This is a genomic window from Kitasatospora sp. NPDC101108 (genome assembly GCF_055584725.1).
The window spans coordinates 146,005-161,701 of record NZ_JBVJLM010000007.1 but is presented as its reverse complement, the minus strand read 5'-3'; the positions used below and the strand labels follow the sequence as shown (position 1 = coordinate 161,701).

The 15,697-nt window shown below is 74.3% G+C and carries 18 protein-coding genes; 9 read left to right on the top strand and 9 right to left on the bottom strand.

Annotated features, from left to right (window positions below; all coding sequences use genetic code 11):
* Positions 1-19: 19 nt before the first annotated feature.
* Both ACZ6Z8_RS17945 and ACZ6Z8_RS17940 read right to left on the bottom strand, forming a co-directional pair.
* A complete protein-coding gene (locus ACZ6Z8_RS17945; RefSeq protein WP_465611137.1) occupies positions 20-868 on the bottom strand; it encodes a serine hydrolase in 849 nt (282 codons plus the stop codon).
* Positions 869-984: 116 nt separating this feature from the next.
* Positions 985-1,932: a LysR family transcriptional regulator gene (locus ACZ6Z8_RS17940; protein WP_465610786.1), complete on the bottom strand. Its 948-nt coding sequence runs from the start codon at positions 1,930-1,932 to the stop codon at positions 985-987.
* Between the two features lie 133 nt (positions 1,933-2,065).
* Between ACZ6Z8_RS17940 and bla the strand changes: the two genes are divergently transcribed.
* The 4 genes from bla to ACZ6Z8_RS17920 all read left to right on the top strand — a co-directional run bounded on the left by bla (position 2,066) and on the right by ACZ6Z8_RS17920 (position 5,089).
* Positions 2,066-3,013: a class A beta-lactamase gene (gene bla / locus ACZ6Z8_RS17935; RefSeq protein ID WP_465610784.1), complete on the top strand. Its 948-nt coding sequence runs from the start codon at positions 2,066-2,068 to the stop codon at positions 3,011-3,013.
* Positions 3,014-3,143: 130 nt separating this feature from the next.
* Positions 3,144-4,178, top strand: a complete 1,035-nt coding sequence (locus tag ACZ6Z8_RS17930; protein WP_465610783.1) for an MBL fold metallo-hydrolase — start codon at positions 3,144-3,146, stop codon at positions 4,176-4,178.
* Positions 4,179-4,373: 195 nt separating this feature from the next.
* Positions 4,374-4,688, top strand: a complete 315-nt coding sequence (locus ACZ6Z8_RS17925; protein WP_465610781.1) for an ArsR/SmtB family transcription factor — start codon at positions 4,374-4,376, stop codon at positions 4,686-4,688.
* Complete coding sequence (locus tag ACZ6Z8_RS17920; protein WP_465610779.1) at positions 4,685-5,089, top strand: SRPBCC family protein; 405 nt, start codon at positions 4,685-4,687, stop codon at positions 5,087-5,089. Before ACZ6Z8_RS17925 ends, ACZ6Z8_RS17920 begins: the two co-directional genes overlap by 4 nt.
* 73 nt (positions 5,090-5,162) lie before the next feature.
* On the opposite strand, the gene ACZ6Z8_RS17915 is transcribed toward ACZ6Z8_RS17920, so the two are convergent.
* From ACZ6Z8_RS17915 to ACZ6Z8_RS17905, 3 genes are all read right to left on the bottom strand, one after another.
* The gene (locus ACZ6Z8_RS17915; protein WP_402821917.1) at positions 5,163-5,564 is read right to left on the bottom strand and encodes a pyridoxamine 5'-phosphate oxidase family protein; all 402 of its coding nucleotides are present in this window, start codon (positions 5,562-5,564) and stop codon (positions 5,163-5,165) included.
* Between the two features lie 63 nt (positions 5,565-5,627).
* Positions 5,628-6,257 carry an MBL fold metallo-hydrolase gene (locus tag ACZ6Z8_RS17910; RefSeq protein ID WP_465610778.1) on the bottom strand — a complete coding sequence of 210 codons (630 nt, stop codon included), beginning with the start codon at positions 6,255-6,257 and terminating at the stop codon, positions 5,628-5,630.
* Positions 6,257-7,342: an S-(hydroxymethyl)mycothiol dehydrogenase gene (locus ACZ6Z8_RS17905; protein WP_465610777.1), complete on the bottom strand. Its 1,086-nt coding sequence runs from the start codon at positions 7,340-7,342 to the stop codon at positions 6,257-6,259. Before ACZ6Z8_RS17905 ends, ACZ6Z8_RS17910 begins: the two co-directional genes overlap by 1 nt.
* Positions 7,343-7,962: 620 nt before the next feature.
* Between ACZ6Z8_RS17905 and ACZ6Z8_RS17900 the strand changes: the two genes are divergently transcribed.
* Both ACZ6Z8_RS17900 and ACZ6Z8_RS17895 read left to right on the top strand, forming a co-directional pair.
* On the top strand, positions 7,963-9,183 hold the full coding sequence (locus ACZ6Z8_RS17900; RefSeq protein WP_465610775.1) for a cytochrome P450: 1,221 nt from the start codon (positions 7,963-7,965) through the stop codon (positions 9,181-9,183).
* Entirely contained in the window at positions 9,180-9,437 is a 258-nt protein-coding gene (locus ACZ6Z8_RS17895; RefSeq protein ID WP_465610773.1) for a ferredoxin, read from the top strand. Before ACZ6Z8_RS17900 ends, ACZ6Z8_RS17895 begins: the two co-directional genes overlap by 4 nt.
* A 234-nt stretch (positions 9,438-9,671) precedes the next feature.
* Here ACZ6Z8_RS17895 and ACZ6Z8_RS17890 read toward each other — a convergent pair whose 3' ends face one another.
* The 4 genes from ACZ6Z8_RS17890 to ACZ6Z8_RS17875 all read right to left on the bottom strand — a co-directional run bounded on the left by ACZ6Z8_RS17890 (position 9,672) and on the right by ACZ6Z8_RS17875 (position 13,325).
* A complete protein-coding gene (locus ACZ6Z8_RS17890; protein WP_465610771.1) occupies positions 9,672-10,418 on the bottom strand; it encodes a hypothetical protein in 747 nt (248 codons plus the stop codon).
* A complete protein-coding gene (locus ACZ6Z8_RS17885) occupies positions 10,415-10,984 on the bottom strand; it encodes a hypothetical protein (RefSeq protein ID WP_465610769.1) in 570 nt (189 codons plus the stop codon). The genes ACZ6Z8_RS17890 and ACZ6Z8_RS17885 overlap by 4 nt, the downstream gene beginning before the upstream one ends.
* A 42-nt stretch (positions 10,985-11,026) precedes the next feature.
* Positions 11,027-12,265: a phosphotransferase family protein gene (locus ACZ6Z8_RS17880; protein ID WP_465610767.1), complete on the bottom strand. Its 1,239-nt coding sequence runs from the start codon at positions 12,263-12,265 to the stop codon at positions 11,027-11,029.
* Positions 12,266-12,341: 76 nt separating this feature from the next.
* Entirely contained in the window at positions 12,342-13,325 is a 984-nt protein-coding gene (locus tag ACZ6Z8_RS17875) for a helix-turn-helix transcriptional regulator (protein WP_465610765.1), read from the bottom strand.
* A gap of 373 nt (positions 13,326-13,698) precedes the next feature.
* Between ACZ6Z8_RS17875 and ACZ6Z8_RS17870 the strand changes: the two genes are divergently transcribed.
* The 3 genes from ACZ6Z8_RS17870 to ACZ6Z8_RS17860 all read left to right on the top strand — a co-directional run bounded on the left by ACZ6Z8_RS17870 (position 13,699) and on the right by ACZ6Z8_RS17860 (position 15,660).
* Positions 13,699-14,943 carry an IS256 family transposase gene (locus ACZ6Z8_RS17870; protein WP_465611135.1) on the top strand — a complete coding sequence of 415 codons (1,245 nt, stop codon included), beginning with the start codon at positions 13,699-13,701 and terminating at the stop codon, positions 14,941-14,943.
* A gap of 237 nt (positions 14,944-15,180) precedes the next feature.
* Entirely contained in the window at positions 15,181-15,339 is a 159-nt protein-coding gene (locus tag ACZ6Z8_RS17865; protein WP_465610763.1) for a hypothetical protein, read from the top strand.
* Positions 15,340-15,447: 108 nt separating this feature from the next.
* The gene (locus ACZ6Z8_RS17860) at positions 15,448-15,660 is read left to right on the top strand and encodes an MbtH family protein (RefSeq protein ID WP_030280678.1); all 213 of its coding nucleotides are present in this window, start codon (positions 15,448-15,450) and stop codon (positions 15,658-15,660) included.
* The last annotated feature ends 37 nt before the right edge of the window (positions 15,661-15,697 follow it).

Genomic DNA, 15,697 nt, shown 5'->3' with positions numbered 1-15,697 from the left:
TCCGGGGCCCGTCCCCCGTTCAGCGCGCCATGAGCCGGAGGGCGTCGACGGCGAGGCGGGCGGTGGTGCCGATGGCGGCGTCGGCGGCGGGGAGGGCCATGGTGGTGGCGGCGGCGCGGGTGAAGACGGCCAGGGCGTAGCGGCCGCCGTCGGGGTACTCGACCACGCCGACCTCGTGGCGCAGGGTGGGCAGGGTGCCGGTCTTGCCGTGGAGGCGGACGTCGTCGAAGGGGAAGCCGGAGGCCAGCCGGTGCGGCCAGACCTGGAGGCCGAGCAGGCGGCGCAGCGCGGCGCCGGGTTCGCCGGGGCAGGCGTCGCCGCGCCAGAGGGCGGCGAGCAGGGCGGTCATCTCACGGGCGGTGCTGCGATTGGTGAAGGCCGGGTCGAGGACCCTGAGCCGGGCGACGACGGCGGGGTCGACCGGGGAGTCCTGGCCGGTGTCCTCGGCGAGGGCGGCGACCAGGTCGCGCAGGGGGTGGACGGCGACGGTGCGGGTCAGGCCCAGCTCGGCCATGGTGCGGTTGACGGTGTCCAGGCCGATCTCGTCCCAGAGCACGTCGGCGGCGGCGTTGTCGCTGACCGCGACGGTCAGGTAGGCCAGGTCGCGCAGCGAGAGCCGGGCGGCGTCGAGCATGACCGACAGGCCGGTGCTTCCCGGGGTGCGGCCGGGGGCGGGGAGGTCCACCTGCCGGGTCAGGTCGATCCGTCCGGCGGCGGCCTCCCGGTACAGCGTGACCAGGAGGCAGAGCTTGTGGACGCTGGCGGTGCTGACCGGGGTGTCGGCGCCGAGGGCGAGTTCGGCGCCGGTGTCGAGGTCGCGGGCGTGCAGCAGGCCGGTGACCCCGGCTTCGGCGAAGGCGGCGGCGATGCGGGCGCGCGCGGCGCGGGTGCCGGCGGGGTCGCGGCGGGTGGAGGTGTCCTCTCTCGGACGGTCTCCGCCGGTGCGGTCGGCGCTCGTACGGTCGGCGCTCGTGCGGTCGCTGGTCACAGCGGGAACTCCATTGCGGGCCGGGGGAAGAGCGGGCGGTTGGGCGGCTGGGGCAGCAGGCCGCCGGATTCGGTCAGCGCCCGGTGGGCGGCCTCGGCGAACACGCGGACGGCGGGCCCGTCGCGCCCGGCCGGCCAGGCGGTGGAGGTGCGCCAGGTCAGCGGCGTGCCGGTGAGCGGACGCCAGACCGTACCGGGCGGCGCCACGGTACGCGGCACCAGGGCGACGGCGCTGCCGGTGAGCACCAGTGCGCCCGCGACGTCCGGGCCGGGCCGGTCCACGACCGCCTCCGGGGTGCAGCCGTGCCGGGCCAGGGTGGTGAGCATCTCGTCGTACAGCGCCGGGGCGGTGACGCGGGGGAAGAGCACCAGGCGCCGCCCGGTCAGCTCCGCCACGGCCAGCTCCGGGTGGTCGGCGTGCGGGCCGTCGGCGGCCAGCAGCACGCCCAGCGGCTGGTGCAGCACCGGGCCGAAGGCCAGGCCCGCGGCCGGGCAGGGGTGGCGGACGACGGCGACGTCCACCGTGTGCTGGGCGAGTTCGCGCACCGCGGTCTCGACCGGCAGTTCCCGCAGGTCGAGCCGGGTGCCCGGGGAGGCGCTCTCGAAGCCGGTGAGCAGCGCGGCCAGGGCCGCCGGCCCGAGGTCGGGCGGTACGGCCGCGCGCAGGGTGCCCGCCCGGCCGGTGCGCAGGTCGGCCGCGACGGCGAGCAGGCGGGCGGAGCTCTCCAGCACCTCCTCCGCCTCGTCGAGCAGCAGCCGGCCCGCCGGGGTGAGCACGACCCCGCGCGGACCGCGGTCGAACAGGGTGACGCCGAGTTCGCGTTCCAGGCGCTGGATCCGCTGGGAGAGCGAGGGCTGGGCGATCCGCAGCCGCTCGGCGGCGCGACCGAAATGCCGTTCCTCGGCGACGACACGGAAGTGGCGGAGGTGCCCCAGCAGGTCCATGACCAGCCATCATAGGCAGTTCCTTATGGATCTCTTCACCATCATGGTCTTGGACTGGAGTCCTGACGGCCTGTTTAGGTGAGGCCGAGGCCCGACCACGCGGCCTTCCCGTACGCCTCTCTGGAGAGCACCGATGACGTCGTCGTTCCGCCACCCCCGTACCGCGCTGCCCGCCGTCGCCCTGCTCGCGGCGGCCCTGACCGCCGGCTGCGGTCAGGGCACCTCCGGCGGCACCGGCGCGCCGGTGGCGGTCGCGACCACCGCCGCCACCACCTCCGCCGCCACGACCTCCGCCGGCCCGACCGACGCGGCCTTCAAGGACCTCGAACAGCACTTCGGCGCCCGCCTCGGCGTGTACGCGGTGGACACCGGCAGCGGCCGGGAGGTCGCCCACCGCCCCGACGAGCGCTTCGCCTTCGCCTCCACGATCAAGGCGCTGCTCACCGGGGCCCTGCTGCGCACGGCGAGCGACCAGGAGCTGGACAAGGTGGTCAGCTACCGCCAGGAGTCCGTGCTGACCTGGGCACCGATCACCTCCCAGCACGTGGACACCGGCATGAAGGTGCGTGACCTGGCCGCCGCCGCCATCGAGTACAGCGACAACACGGCCGCCAACCTCCTCCTCACCGAACTCGGCGGCCCGGAAGCCCTCCAGCGGACCCTGCGCGAGCTGGGCGACCCGACCACCAACGTCAACCGCAACGAGCCCGCCCTGAACGAGGCGACCCCGGGCGACCCCCGCGACACCAGCACGCCCCGCGCGTTCGCCGCCGACCTGCGCCGCTACGCCCTCGGCGACGTCCTGACGGAGGACCGGCGCCGACTGCTCACCGACTGGCTGGTCGGCAACACCACCGGCGCCAGGTTCATCCGCGCGGGTGTGCCCGCCGACTGGAGGATCGGCGACAAAACCGGCACCGGAGAGTACGGCACCCGCAACGACGTCGCCGTCGCCTGGCCGCCCGGCGGGCGCAGCCCGATCGTCCTCGTCGTGCTGTCCGACCGCGGCAAGGCCGGCGCCACCTCCGACGACGCCCTGATCGCCGAGGCCACCAAGGCCGTCGTCACCGCCCTCGGCTGACCGTCCACGAGCGACGGCCGCCTGCTGCCCGCCCACGTCCGACCGCCGCCGGCTGCCCGCGCGGTCGGGCGCCGCCGCGCCGGGAGGCTGCTGCCGCCCCCGAACGAACCGTCCCGGAAAGGCTGTTGAGATGATCCTGAACCCCCGTCGACACGCGTCCGCCGCCGAGCGCCTGTCCCGCCGCCGTCTGCTCACCGCCTCCGCGACCGGTGCCGCGACCCTCGCCGGCGCCACCGCCCTGACGGGGGCCGCCCCCGGCCAGGCCGCCGCGGCGGCCGGTGTCCGCCCCTCCGGCCGCCGACGGAACCGCCCCGGCCCGCCCGGCTCGGCCGGGGTACGGCTGCGCTGGCTGGGCAACAACGGCTGGGAGATCACCTTCGGCGATCCCGACCGGCCCACCACGATCCTGATCGACCCCTGGATCACCCGCTTCCGCACCGGGACGTACACCCCGAAGGGCGCCGACCCCGCCACCCCGCTCAGCGTCGACACCGCCCTCATCGACGGCCTCCGGCTGCGCGCCGACCAGATCCTGGTGACCCACGGCCACTACGACCACCTGCCCGACGTGCCGTACCTCGCCGCCCGCACCGGCGCGACCGTCCTCGGCACCGAGACCCACGCCAACCTGCTGACCGCGCTGGGCGCGCCCGAGGACCAGCTGTCGGTGGTGCACGGCGGCGAGTACCTGCAGTTCGACGGCTACACCATCCAGGTCATCAACTCGCTGCACTCGATGACCGGCCCCCGCTCCAAGGTGCCCTTTCCCGGCACCCGCCCCGGCTCGCCGCCGCCCCGCCCGCGCGTCATCTCGGACCTCGTCGAGGGCGGCACCCTCGCCTACCTGATCACCGTCGGCGACGGGCTGGGCATCCTCGACAGCGGCGGCGCCAACTACGACGCCCGCCACCTCGCCGGCCTCGCCCCGGACGTCCTCCTCCTCCAGCCCGGCGGGGCGTCCGTCCCCGACTACGTCCCCCGCCTCCTGGACGTCCTCGACCACCCGCCGTACGTCGTCCCCACCCACTGGGACGACTTCGACCACCCCCTCGCCGAACCGGCCCGCGACTGGGGCGGCCTCGCCGCGCTCGAAGCAGCCGTCCACCGGGCCGACCCGGGCGCCCGCTTCCTGCGCCTCGACCACCTGGAGAGCTACACCTTCTGACCCGCGGGCCGCTCCGGCCCAGAGGTCTGACCGCAGTCGGGGCAACCACAACCTCCTGCCGCGCCGCACTCCGCCGCGGACCGCCCTCGCCGTCCTCGGTGCGGGCGTCCTGCTCGCCCTGTCCACCCCCTCCACTCCGGCATTACGTGTCGGAAGAAGTTGACATGTCGGGAGTCTCCGACGCATGGTGGAGCCATGGCGGACGTCGATGTCTTCAGCGCGCTGGCCAACCCCGTGCGGCGGAAACTGTTGGAGAGCCTGCGGGCCGGGCCACGGGCGGCCGGGGACCTGGCCGGGGAGTTCGAGCTCAGCCGGCCGGCCGTGTCCGAGCACCTGGCGGTGCTCCGGAACGCCCGGCTGGTGCGGGAGGAACCGCGCGGGCGGCATCGGTACTACCACCTGGAGCCGGGCCCTCTGGCCGAGGTCGAGGAGTGGCTCCACCCGTTTGAGCACTACTGGCGGGCGCGGATGCGTTCGCTGCGCGAGCTCCTGGACGAGGAGAGGTCATGACCGAAAAGGCCGCGATCCACTGCGACGAGTTCCTGCCGTACCCGCCGGCGCGGGTCTGGGAGGCGCTGACCCATCCGGAACTGCACGCGCGGTGGTGGGCCGCCGGGGACGTGAAGGCGGTGGTGGGGCACCGGTTCACCCTGGACATGGGGCCGTGGGGGCAGCAGCCGTGCGAGGTGGTCGAGGTGGAGGTGGAGCGGCTGCTCCGCTACAGCTTCGCCGCCGGGACCCTGGACACCACCGTCACCTGGCGGCTGGTGCCCGAGGGGCACGGCACCCGGCTGCTGCTGGAGCACACGGGCTTCGACCTGGACGCCCCGATGGGCCGGCAGGCCCACCAGGGGATGGGGCAGGGCTGGCCGTCGGTGCTGCGCAGGATCGCCCCGGCGCTCGCGGAGTGAGCAGCGGGCGGAGCGGAGTGCCGCAGAGCCGAGTGAGCAGCGGGCGCAGCCGGGTGAGCGGCGGGGCGGAGCGTCAGGCGCGGCCGAGGACGCGCTGGACGGTGATCTCGATGACCACCCGGTCCGGGTTCTCCCGCGGGGTGCGGTAGCGCTCGGCGTAGCGGCGCTCGGCGTCCGCGACCTGCGCGGGCTCGTCGCGCAGGACGGCGGTGCCCTCCAGGGTGGACCAGCGGGCCCGGTCGACCTGGCAGACCGCGACCGGCAGACCCTCGGGCCCGGCCGCCGCGACGTTGCGGGCCTTGCGGCTGGTGCGGCTGGTGATGACCCGGGCCGTGCCGGTCGCCGGGTCGAAGGTGACGCCGACCGGCACCACGTGCGGGGTCCCGTCCGGGCGGCTGGTGGTCAGGGTGGAGATGTGCCGCTCGCGCCAGAAGGCGAGGAAGGCGTCGTCGAGGTCGCGCGGGTCGTGGGCCATGATCGCGATGGTACGGCCCCCGGGGAGTGATCAACTCCCCGGGGGCCGTACCGGTTCGGGACGTCAGTGGCCGCGGGCGATCCACTCCGGCAGGGCCGGGGCCTCGGCACCGATCGTGGTCGGGTCGCCGTGGCCGGTGCGCACCACCGTGTCGGCCGGGAGGGACAGCAGTCGCTCCCGGATCGAGTCGATGATGGTCGGGAAGTGCGAGAACGAGCGGCCGGTGGCGCCCGGACCGCCCTGGAACAGGGTGTCGCCGGTGAACACCGTGCCCAGCCCGGGCGCGTAGAGGCAGACCGCGCCGGGCGCGTGGCCGGGGGTGTGCAGCACGGTCAGCTCGGTGCCGGCCACCGCGATCCGCTGGCCGTCGGCGAGTTCGCCGTCCGGGAGCCGCTCGGGGTGGGTGAGCTTCCACAGCGGGAGGTCGTCCGGGTGCAGCAGGATCGGCGCTCCGGTGCGCCCGGCCAGCGCCGGGGCGGCGTCCACGTGGTCGTTGTGGGCGTGGGTGGAGACGATCGCCAGCAGCCGGCGCCCGCCGAGCGCGGCCTCGATGGCGTCGGCGTCGTGCGCGGCGTCGATCACCACCGCCTCCTCGTCGTCGCCGACGATCCAGACGTTGTTCTCCACCTCCCAGCTGCCGCCGTCGAGTTCGAAGGTCCCGGCGGTGACCAGCCGGTCGATCCGGGCGGCCATCAGAACACCACCACCGAGCGGAGCACGTCGCCGTGGTGCATGCGCTCGAAGGCCTGCTCCACCGCGTCGAGTTCGATGGTCTCGGTGACGAAGGCGCCGAGGTCCAGGCGGCCCTGGAGGTGCAGGTCGATCAGCATCGGGAAGTCCCGGGAGGGCAGGCAGTCGCCGTACCAGGAGGACTTGAGCGCGCCGCCGCGGCCGAAGACGTCCAGCAGCGGGAGTTCGAGCGTCATCTCGGGGGTCGGCACGCCGACCAGGACGACGGTGCCGGCGAGGTCGCGGGCGTAGAAGGCCTGCTTGTACGTCTCGGGGCGGCCGACGGCCTCCACCACGACGTCCGCGCCGTTGCCGCCGGTCAGCTCGCGGATGGCCTCGACCGGGTCGGTGGTGCGGGAGTTGACGGTGTGGGTCGCGCCGAGCCTGCGGGCCGTCTCCAGCTTGCGGTCGTCGATGTCCACCGCGATGATCCTCGACGCGCCGGCCAGCCGGGAGCCCATCACGGCCGCCCCGCCGACGCCGCCGCAGCCGATCACGGCGACGGTGTCGCCGCGGCCCACGTTGCCGGTGTTGATCGCGGCGCCGAGGCCGGCCATCACGCCGCAGCCCAGCAGGCCGGCGACGGCCGGCTCGGCGGCCGGGTCGACCTTGGTGCACTGGCCGGCCGCGACCAGGGTCTTCTCGGCGAAGGCGCCGATGCCCAGCGCCGGGGACAGCTCGGTGCCGTCCAGCAGCGTCATCTTCTGCTCGGCGTTGTGGGTGTTGAAGCAGTACTGCGGGCGGCCGCGCTTGCAGGCGCGGCACTGGCCGCACACCGCGCGCCAGTTGAGGACGACGAAGTCGCCGGGCTCGACCTCGGTCACGCCCTCGCCGACCGACTCCACGACGCCCGCGGCCTCGTGGCCGAGCAGGAACGGGAACTCGTCGTTGATGCCGCCCTCGCGGTAGTGGAGGTCCGTGTGGCAGACGCCGCAGGCCTGGATCCGGACCACCGCCTCGCCCGGCCCCGGGTCCGGCACCACGATCGTGGTCACCTCCACGGGCGCGCCCTTGGCACGCGCGATGACTGCCTTGACCTGCTGGGCCATCCGATTCCACCTCCGTCGTGCCGATGCGGCTCTGCACCGGCGTGACCTGCGACAAACGACTGCAGAAGGACTGCAGGAGAACTGTAGGGGCACTGGGGGAGCGCCACTGAAAGACTGCCCACGAAGGGTAGCGCCCGCCCGGTCGGCCACCGACGCGGCGCCCGCCCCCGCGCGGTCCGGCGGCGAGGGGCGCGCGGGTGGCGCTGAGCGCCCGTCAGCGTGCTACGAACTGCCCGGAAAGCGCCGCCGTTGGCTGGAAGTGCCGCAGACGGGCGCCCCGGCGTCCACGTACGGTCGTAGCTGAGACGGTCCACGCGACCACGCTCAGCACATCCGTCCCACCTGACGGCACGCCACCGCGCGCCGCGCGTGCCGGGCGCGCACCGACCGTGCGCCTCCGCACGTTTCGCGCCATCCGGCGCCGCACAGCGCCGTCCCGCGCACCGCCCGTGCCCCCGCGCGGGCAGCTTCCCCGGCCCCACCGCACCGCCCCGGCACCACCCGCACCGCCGGCCCTGGGTCGAGCCGCCACCGCCCGAACCGCCCGTCCCCGCACCACACCCCGGATCCACCCCCCGTCGGGCCGCCCAGCGGCCCCTGCCCTGGAGTCTGGAGTACGGATGTCCACCGAGAACAGTGCGACCGGTGCCGGCACCGGCACCGCCCCGCTCCCCCCGCTGCACTGCCTGCGCCACCTGGACCCCGGCCCGCCCCGGCTCGCCGCGCTGCCCACCGGCACCCCGGTCTGGCTGGTGAGCCGGCACGCCGACGTCCGCCAGGTGCTGACCGACCCGCGCCTGGGGCGCGCCCCGCTCTACGCGCCGGACGCCCCGCCGCTCATGGTCACGCCGAACATCCTGGACGACCCGCAGAGCATGCTGAACATCGACGGCACCGAGCACCAGCGGCTGCGCCGCACCGTGCAGCGGGCGTTCACCCCGCGCGCGATCGCCCGCTGGAAGCCCTGGGTGGCCTCGGTGGTCGAGTCGCTGATCGACGAGCTGATCGACCGGGGCTCCCCCGCCGACATCGTCGGCGCCTACACCCGGCCGCTGCCGGTCGCGGTGATCAGCCGTCTGATGGGCCTGGACAACCTCGACAGCAAGCGGCTCGCGCACTGGAGCGACCACGCGCTCTCCACCACCGCCTACAGCGCCGAGGCGATCGCCACCGCGATGACCGAGTTCGCCGCCTTCGGCGCCGAGGTGATCGCCGAACGGCGCGCCGCCCCGGGCGAGGACCTGGTCAGCAGCCTGCTCGCGGCCGCCGCCGAGGACGGCTCGATCACCGAGGGCCAGCTGACCGCGCTGGTCATCGGCCTGGTGGTGGCCGGGCACGAGACCACGATGACCAGCCTCGGCAACGCCCTGGTCTACCTGCTCCAGGACGGCCACGAGGCCTGGCGGCGGCTCGCCTCCGACGAGGCCAGCGCGGCCGCCGCGACCGAGCAGATCCTGCGGGCCGTCCCGCTCGGCGACGCCGCGGAGCACATGCCCGGGCTGTTGCGCCGCACGGTGGAGGACGTCGAGATCGGCGGGGTGGTCATCCCGGCCGGCAGCGTCGTCGCCGCCGACACCGGCTCCGCCAACCAGGACCCCGAGGTCTTCACCGGGGACCTGCGCACGGAACTCTTCTCCCCGCTGGCCGCGCCGATGCTCACCTTCGGCGCCGGACCGCACCACTGCCTGGGAGCCTGGCTGGCCCGGATGGAACTCGAACTCGCCCTGCACCGGCTCGCCCGCCGGCTGCCCTCGCTGCGGATGGCCGACCCGGTCGAGGACATCGACTGGCGGCGCGGGCTGCTCACCCGCAGTCCCAACGCGCTGCGGGTCACCTGGTGACGGGCCCCGCCGAGACGGAGCCGGTGGTGGTCCGGGTCGACCGGGACCGCTGCATCGGCTCCGGGATGTGCGCCCTGAGCGCCCCCAACTCGCTGGCCCTGGACGCCGACGGACGGGCCCGGCCGGTGGCCGGGTACGCCGACACGGGCGCGGAGTTGACGGACGGGCTGGCCGAGGCGGTGGAGTACTGCCCGGTCGAGGCGCTGGCCCTCCACTCGGCGCGCGGAGGCCACCGGATCGCCCCGGCGGACTGACCGCCCCGGTGCCGCCCGCCGCGCCCCGCGGCAGGCGGCACCGGGCCTGCGGGAGGCCGAGCAGCTCTGCGGTCCGTCCCCGGTGCAGCTGGTGCACCAGGACGGAGAGGCACTCCAGCTCCTGCAACGGCAGCTCGGGCACCAGCCGCGACGGCACCGGGTTCGGCGGCGTAGGTTCCACCCGGGCCGCTTGTGCTGCGGGCCGCTTGGGCTGCGGACTCGGGCCCTCCTCCCTCAGCTCTGCAACAGACGGTTGAAGAAGGTGCGGTACTGCTGGAGGGCGACCCGCAGCTCCTCGGTCTCGACCTCGTCACCCCGGTTCCACTGGCCTTCGAGACTGCTGCGGCGGTCGGCGAAGGACGCGGCCAGTCGCTGCATGAGGTCGGCGACGAGGGCGTCCGCGGTGTGGACGGCCTCGCGGGGGTCGTCGACGAAGTCCGTCTGCACCTGCTGCCAGCGCTCCCGCAGCTCCTGGGTCTCCGCGTCCGGGAGCAGCGGTTCGCGGTCGGGGCCGTGGCCCTCGTCCGACCGGTCCGGCATCTCGCCCTCCTCGGCACGGGTCGTGCGGTCACCTGCCTCGTCGCGGCCGCCACCGGTGCCGGTGGTGCCGGTCGTGCCACGGCCCTCGGTCGATCCGGTGGTACCGGTCGTGTCCGTCGTGTCCGCCGTGTCGGTGCTGCCGGTCGTTTCGGTGCTGCCGGTCGTGCCCGCGATGTCAGCGGTGCTGGTCGTACCTGTCGCACCTGTCGTACCGGTCGTGTCGGTCTTGTCGGCCGTACCGGCGCTGCCGCCGGTGGCCTCGCCCGGGAAGACGGCCCGCTGCCCTTCCTCCCGGCGCCCGGTGTCCCCCTGCTCCTCGGAACCGAACACCGCACCGGCGTCCTGCTCGGCCCCGGTCCGCTGTTCCTCCTCGGTGGCGGCGGCCTTCTCGGTGGTCATCCGCCCCTTGTGGTCGAAGTGCATGTGTGACATCTCGGTCATCTCCTTTCGGCTCCGCGGTCCCGGCCCGGGGGCTCGTCACCGTTCAGGAGCTCCGCGAACAGCGCGCGGTAGTGCACCATCGCGCCCCGGAGTTCCTCGGTGGTGGCGTCGTCCCGTCGGGCCGAGGCGTTGGTCGCGTGGGCCGCACGGTAGTGCTCAAGCGTCCGTCCGTGCTCGACGGACAGGTCCCGGAGCTGCTGTTCGTAGCCCTCGGTGGGATAGCCGCGGTCGTGCATCAGCAGGGTGACCAGCCGGTCGGCGTGCTGGACGGCTTCGCCCGGCTGGTCGACGAACTCCTGCTGGACCCGCTTCCAGTCCTCGGCGTACCGCTGTCTCGCGTCCGCCGGCAGCGGCGTGATCTCCAGCTGGTCGTGGCGCTGTTCCCGCTCCCGCAGGTCCCGCTCGGCGGCCCGCTGGCTGCCGGTACGGCGGACGGCGCGCTCGTACTCCGGGCCGAACCGCTGTTGCAGCCGGCGGCGGCGGTTCACGTACCACAGCACCACGGCGGCCACGATCAGTACGACCACCACGGGGACGATGATCGCGATGAGGGTCCCGGTTGACATCAGGTCCTCCCTCGTCCTTCGGTGCCCAGCCGCTGCCCACATTCAGCGGGTCGAAACGTCCGTCGCCAGAACGGCGCGCAGTTCGGCGGCCGGGTCTCCCTCGTGGTACGGACGCTCGCTGGGCTCGATGTGGTCCAGGAACTCCTGGTACCGCAGCGCGTAGGACAGGTGGTACAGCGGCTCGGCGAGTTCGAGGGCGCGGCGCGGGTCCGAGCCGGGGGCGTGCTCGCGCCAGGCCGTCGTCCAGACCCCGGCGGCGTGCTGCCAGGCGTCCGGGGTGAGGTAGGCGCGGGGGCGCAGACCGTCCAGGGCGGGGTGGCCGAGGCAGGCGTCGGCGTAGTCGACCACGACCGGGCTGCCGTCGTTGGTGCGCCAGTTCCCGGGGTGGAAGTCGCCGTGCAGCAGCGTCTCGGGGAGCCCGCAGGCGGCCAGTTCGTCCAGCAGCGCGGGCAGCCGGGCGGCGAAGTCCCGCAGCCGTTGCTGTTCCCCGGTCGTCAGGTCGGTCTCGGCGGGGAGCCGGTCCAGCAGCGCCGTGAACTGGGTGTGCAGCGCGGCGGGCGTGCGGTCGCGCAGGCCGGCGAGCGCGCCCGGGCGGCCGGCCAGGGCCGCCTGGGCGGCGACGAAGCGCGGGAGGACGTCGGCGACGGTCCCGGCGGACGGGCTCCAGCAGTCCTCGCCGGGGACGTGGTCGAGCAGCAGCCGGCCGTGGGCCGGGTCGGCGGCGAGGACGGCCGGGACGAGCGAGGGGTCGGCCGCGCCGAGCAGCGCGATCACCTCCCCCTCGCGCGCGTTGAACCGCGGGCTGGTGGTCTTCAGCCAGGCGTCGGTGCCGGTGGCGGTGGGGAGGCGGAAGAGGGCGGACAGGTTCCAGGTGCGGATCTGTCGCGCGGCCCCGGCCGGTCGTCCCGCGGCGGCGAGTCGGGTCCGCGCCCAGGCCAGCGCCTCGCGCAGTCCCTCGGGCGTGGCCCAGGCGGCGCGCCGGGCGGCGGGCGCCAGCAGGGCGGCCGTCCCGTCGTCCAGCGGGCGGGGTGCGAGGGCGGTCGGCGGCCGGAGCGCCTCGGCGTGGTAGCGCACCCGGCCGCCGTGGCCCGGATCCTCGCTGTGCCCGTCGACCAGCCTGGTCACCAGCACCGGCACTCCGGCCAGTTCCGTCGCCCGCGCGACGACGCCGTCCACCGAGGACCACCATCCGAGGTCCGCCTCGAACGGGCCCAACTGCCCGTAGTACTCGTCCTCATGGGTGAGATCGACCGTCACGGTCCGGCTGTTCGCTCGCTGCATCCGGGCAGCTTCGCCGACCGGCCCGTGGGACGCGAACGAATTTCCGGCCGTTCCGCAGCCCCTGTCTGACGTTCCGTCAGAGTTCGTCGAGCGGTTCGTCCAGCACGCCCTCGCGCGCGATGATGTAACCGAGGTGCCCGCGGCTGCGGCTGCCGAGGAGCTCGCTGGCCTTCTGGATGTGGCTGGACACGGTGCGGGTGCTCATGCCCAGGCGGGAGGCGATGGCCTCGTCGGTGAAGCCGTTGACCATCAGCCGCAGCACGTTCCGGCGGGTGCGGTCGGTGAGCAGCCGGGGGCGGTGGTGGCCCTCCAGATAGGTGACCGGCTCGGCGCGTTCCCACATCAACTCGTAGATCTTGAGCAGGTACTCGACCAGCGGTGGGAACTGGATGAGCACCGCGGCGGCCTCGCGCTTGGCGCCGGCCGGGATGAAGGCGGTGGAGCGGTCGCAGATGATGACCCGGTCGAAGACCTCGTTGAGGGTGCGCACCTGGGCGCCTCGGGCGGTGACCTGCTCGATGTAGGCGAGCGTCGGGCCGTGCGAGCGCACCGTGTGCTGGTAGAGGGTGCGTTGGCGCACTCCGCGTTCGGCGAGGGCGAGGTCGCGCGGGAGGGCGTCGGCGAGCTGGTCGGCGCCGCGGCCGCCGCCGGGCTGGGCGGTGAGCAGCTCCTCGGTGCAGGCGGCGACGGCCTTCTCCAGCGCGGGGTTGATCTCCTCGCCGGCCAGCAGGCGGATCGGGAGCTGGGCCTGTCTCATCACGTCCCGGTAGGCCTGCTCGGCGGCGGTGAAGGCGGTGCGGAGTTCGGCCAGTTGCTCCTGGTGGGCCAGGACGGCGAGTTCGAGCGGCCGGGCCAGGCCGGTGACCGCGAGGTCGGGCGGGACGGGAGCGAGCCGCTGCCCGGCGCCGGGCAGGGTGCGCAGCAGGCCCATGCTGAGCAGGCACTCGGGGGCCTGTCCGGTGGCGTCGCCCTCGGCGAGAGCGGTCCGGTAGTACTCGATACCCCGGTCACAGAGTTGGGGCGTCCCCTTTTCCGTGCAGGTGTCCTGGGATACGCACATCTGGGCATCCTTCCGGCTTCGGCATTGCGCTTTCACGAATGCCCGCACCGGCTACAGCCAGGCATCCGAAAGGGCAGGATGGTGCCTGCCTGCTGTTCGGACGCATCCCCCCCGGGCCACGACAGCCGCGAGTGTACGCCCTGAAGGCGCGGAAATCAGCGGTTCACGGCGAAACCGGGCATGCCCGGAAACGGCGTCCGACGGTGGTGACGGCGAGGACGACCGTACCCGGCTCCGGTGACGGGCGGATGGCCGCCGCATTGCACGTGTCGACCCGTCAGGGCGGCCGGAGCGAACGGCCGGTGGACTGGCCGGCCGACGGACGGAGGACACCCCCTTGTTGCGAGTTGATCCCGATCCGCAGCCCCCAACCGTGGACCTGGCCGAGCTGGTGGACCAGCGGCTGGTGCGGCAGCTCGCGGAGGCCGCCGCCGCGCAGGTCGGTTCCGGCGCGGTGCAACTGCTGGGCGAGGGCGGGCTGCTGCAGGCACTCGCCAAGCAGTTGATCGAGCGCGCCCTGGAGCTCGAACTCCAGGAGCACCTGCGCGGGGCCGGCACCAACAGCCCGACCGGCGCCAACGGCCGTACGGTCGCCGGGCGTCCCGGTGGCCCCAACGGCCCGAACGGCGCGCGGGCCAGGCGGCTGCTCACCGAGATCGGGCCGGTGGACGTGCGGGTGCCGCGCGACCGCGACGGCAGCTTCGCGCCCCGTACGGTACGGCCGCGGGCCCGCCGGCTGCCCGGCCTGGACCGGCTGGTGGTCTCGCTCACCGCGCGCGGACTCAGCTCGGGCGAGCTGGTGGCGCACCTCGCCGAGGTGTACGGCGTGGAGCTCAGCCGGGAGACCGTCTCGGTGATCACCGACCAGGTGCTCGACGAGCTCGCCGACCGGCGCGGGCGCCCGCTGGACCCGGTCTACCCGGTGGTCTTCCTCGACTCGGTGCGCAGCGGCCGCTCGGGCGGCCCGCTGGTGCACCTGGCGCTCGGGATCTCCGCCGACGGTCTGCGCGAGGTGCTGGGCCTGTGGCCGGCCTCGGACGGGGAGCACTGGCCGGAGGTGCTGGCCGGGCTGGCCGAGCGCGGGGTGCGCGAGGTCTGGGTGCTGGTGGGTGACGCCGGGGCGGGGCTGGTCGAGGCGGCGGCCGCGGCGTGGCCGCGCACGGTGGTGCACACCTCGGTGGCCCACCTGCTGCACGCCGCGCTGCGGCACGCGCCGGGCGAGGACTGGAGCGGGCTGGCCCGGACCCTGCGCGAGATCTGCACGGCGCCGACCGAGGCGGTGGCACTGGAGCGGCTGGGCCAGGCCGAGCGGGAGTGGGGCCCGGGCCACCGGGAGGTGTTCCGGGTGTGGCGGGCGGCCTGGCCGTTGCTGGCGCCCGGATTCCGGTTCGGCCCCGAGGCACGGCGGGTGCTCGCGGGCGGGGGCGCGCTGGAGCGGCTGCACGCCCGGTTGCGCCGGATCGAGCAGGCGGCGGGGCGGGTGCGGGACGAGCGGGCGGCGCTCAAGCGGGTCTACCTGGCCACGCTGGCCCTGGAGTCGCCGGCCGGGGCGGGTCGTCCGTGGGCCGGGGACTGGCCGACCGTGCGGGAGGAGCTGCGGCGGGGCTCCCGGCACTGACCCGTTCCGGGCAGTGGCCCGGGCCTGCGCGTGCCTCGCCTCCCACCACTGATCTGACAGAGCCAGGTGCTCATTGCATCAGATCTGCCCGTTTTTGACACAGTCTGTTCACGCTTCCGGTTCCCGCATTGCGTGATCCCGATAACAACCAGAGCTTCCACGCCAGTTTGAGCCTCGGCAGGATTCGTTCACAGCGAGGAGCGCACACACCGCCCGCCTCAGGAAAAGGAATTCGCCATGACGGATCTTGCCGCTCGCATTCACAAGATGCTCGGGATTCTGGCCGTTCTGCTGGTTGCCGCGGTCGGCCTCCAGAGCCACACCGAACCGTACCGGTCCGCCGCTGCCGCCGGGCTCTCGGCCGTGCACGGGGACGACTCCGGCTGGGGGCCGTGAACACGTCAAAAACTGAGCCCGGTAACGGTAAGTCGACCTGATCCGTTCACCGCGCTCCGACGTAATTCCCCCCTCCTCGTAATTCTCCGAACAGAGAGGAAACCGACGATGGCGAACCCGTTCGAGGACCCCGAGGCCGAGTACCTCGTCCTGGTCAACGACGAGGGCCAGCACTCACTGTGGCCGGTCTTCAGCCCGGTGCCCGACGGCTGGCAGCGGGTCTTCGGCGCCGCCGCCCGCCAGGACTGCGTCGACTACGTCGAGCAGCACTGGCAGGACCTGCGGCCGAAGAGCCTGGTCGCCCACCTGTCCGGCCACTGACCGCGGCGCCGCCCCGGCGCCCCCACCGGCACCACAC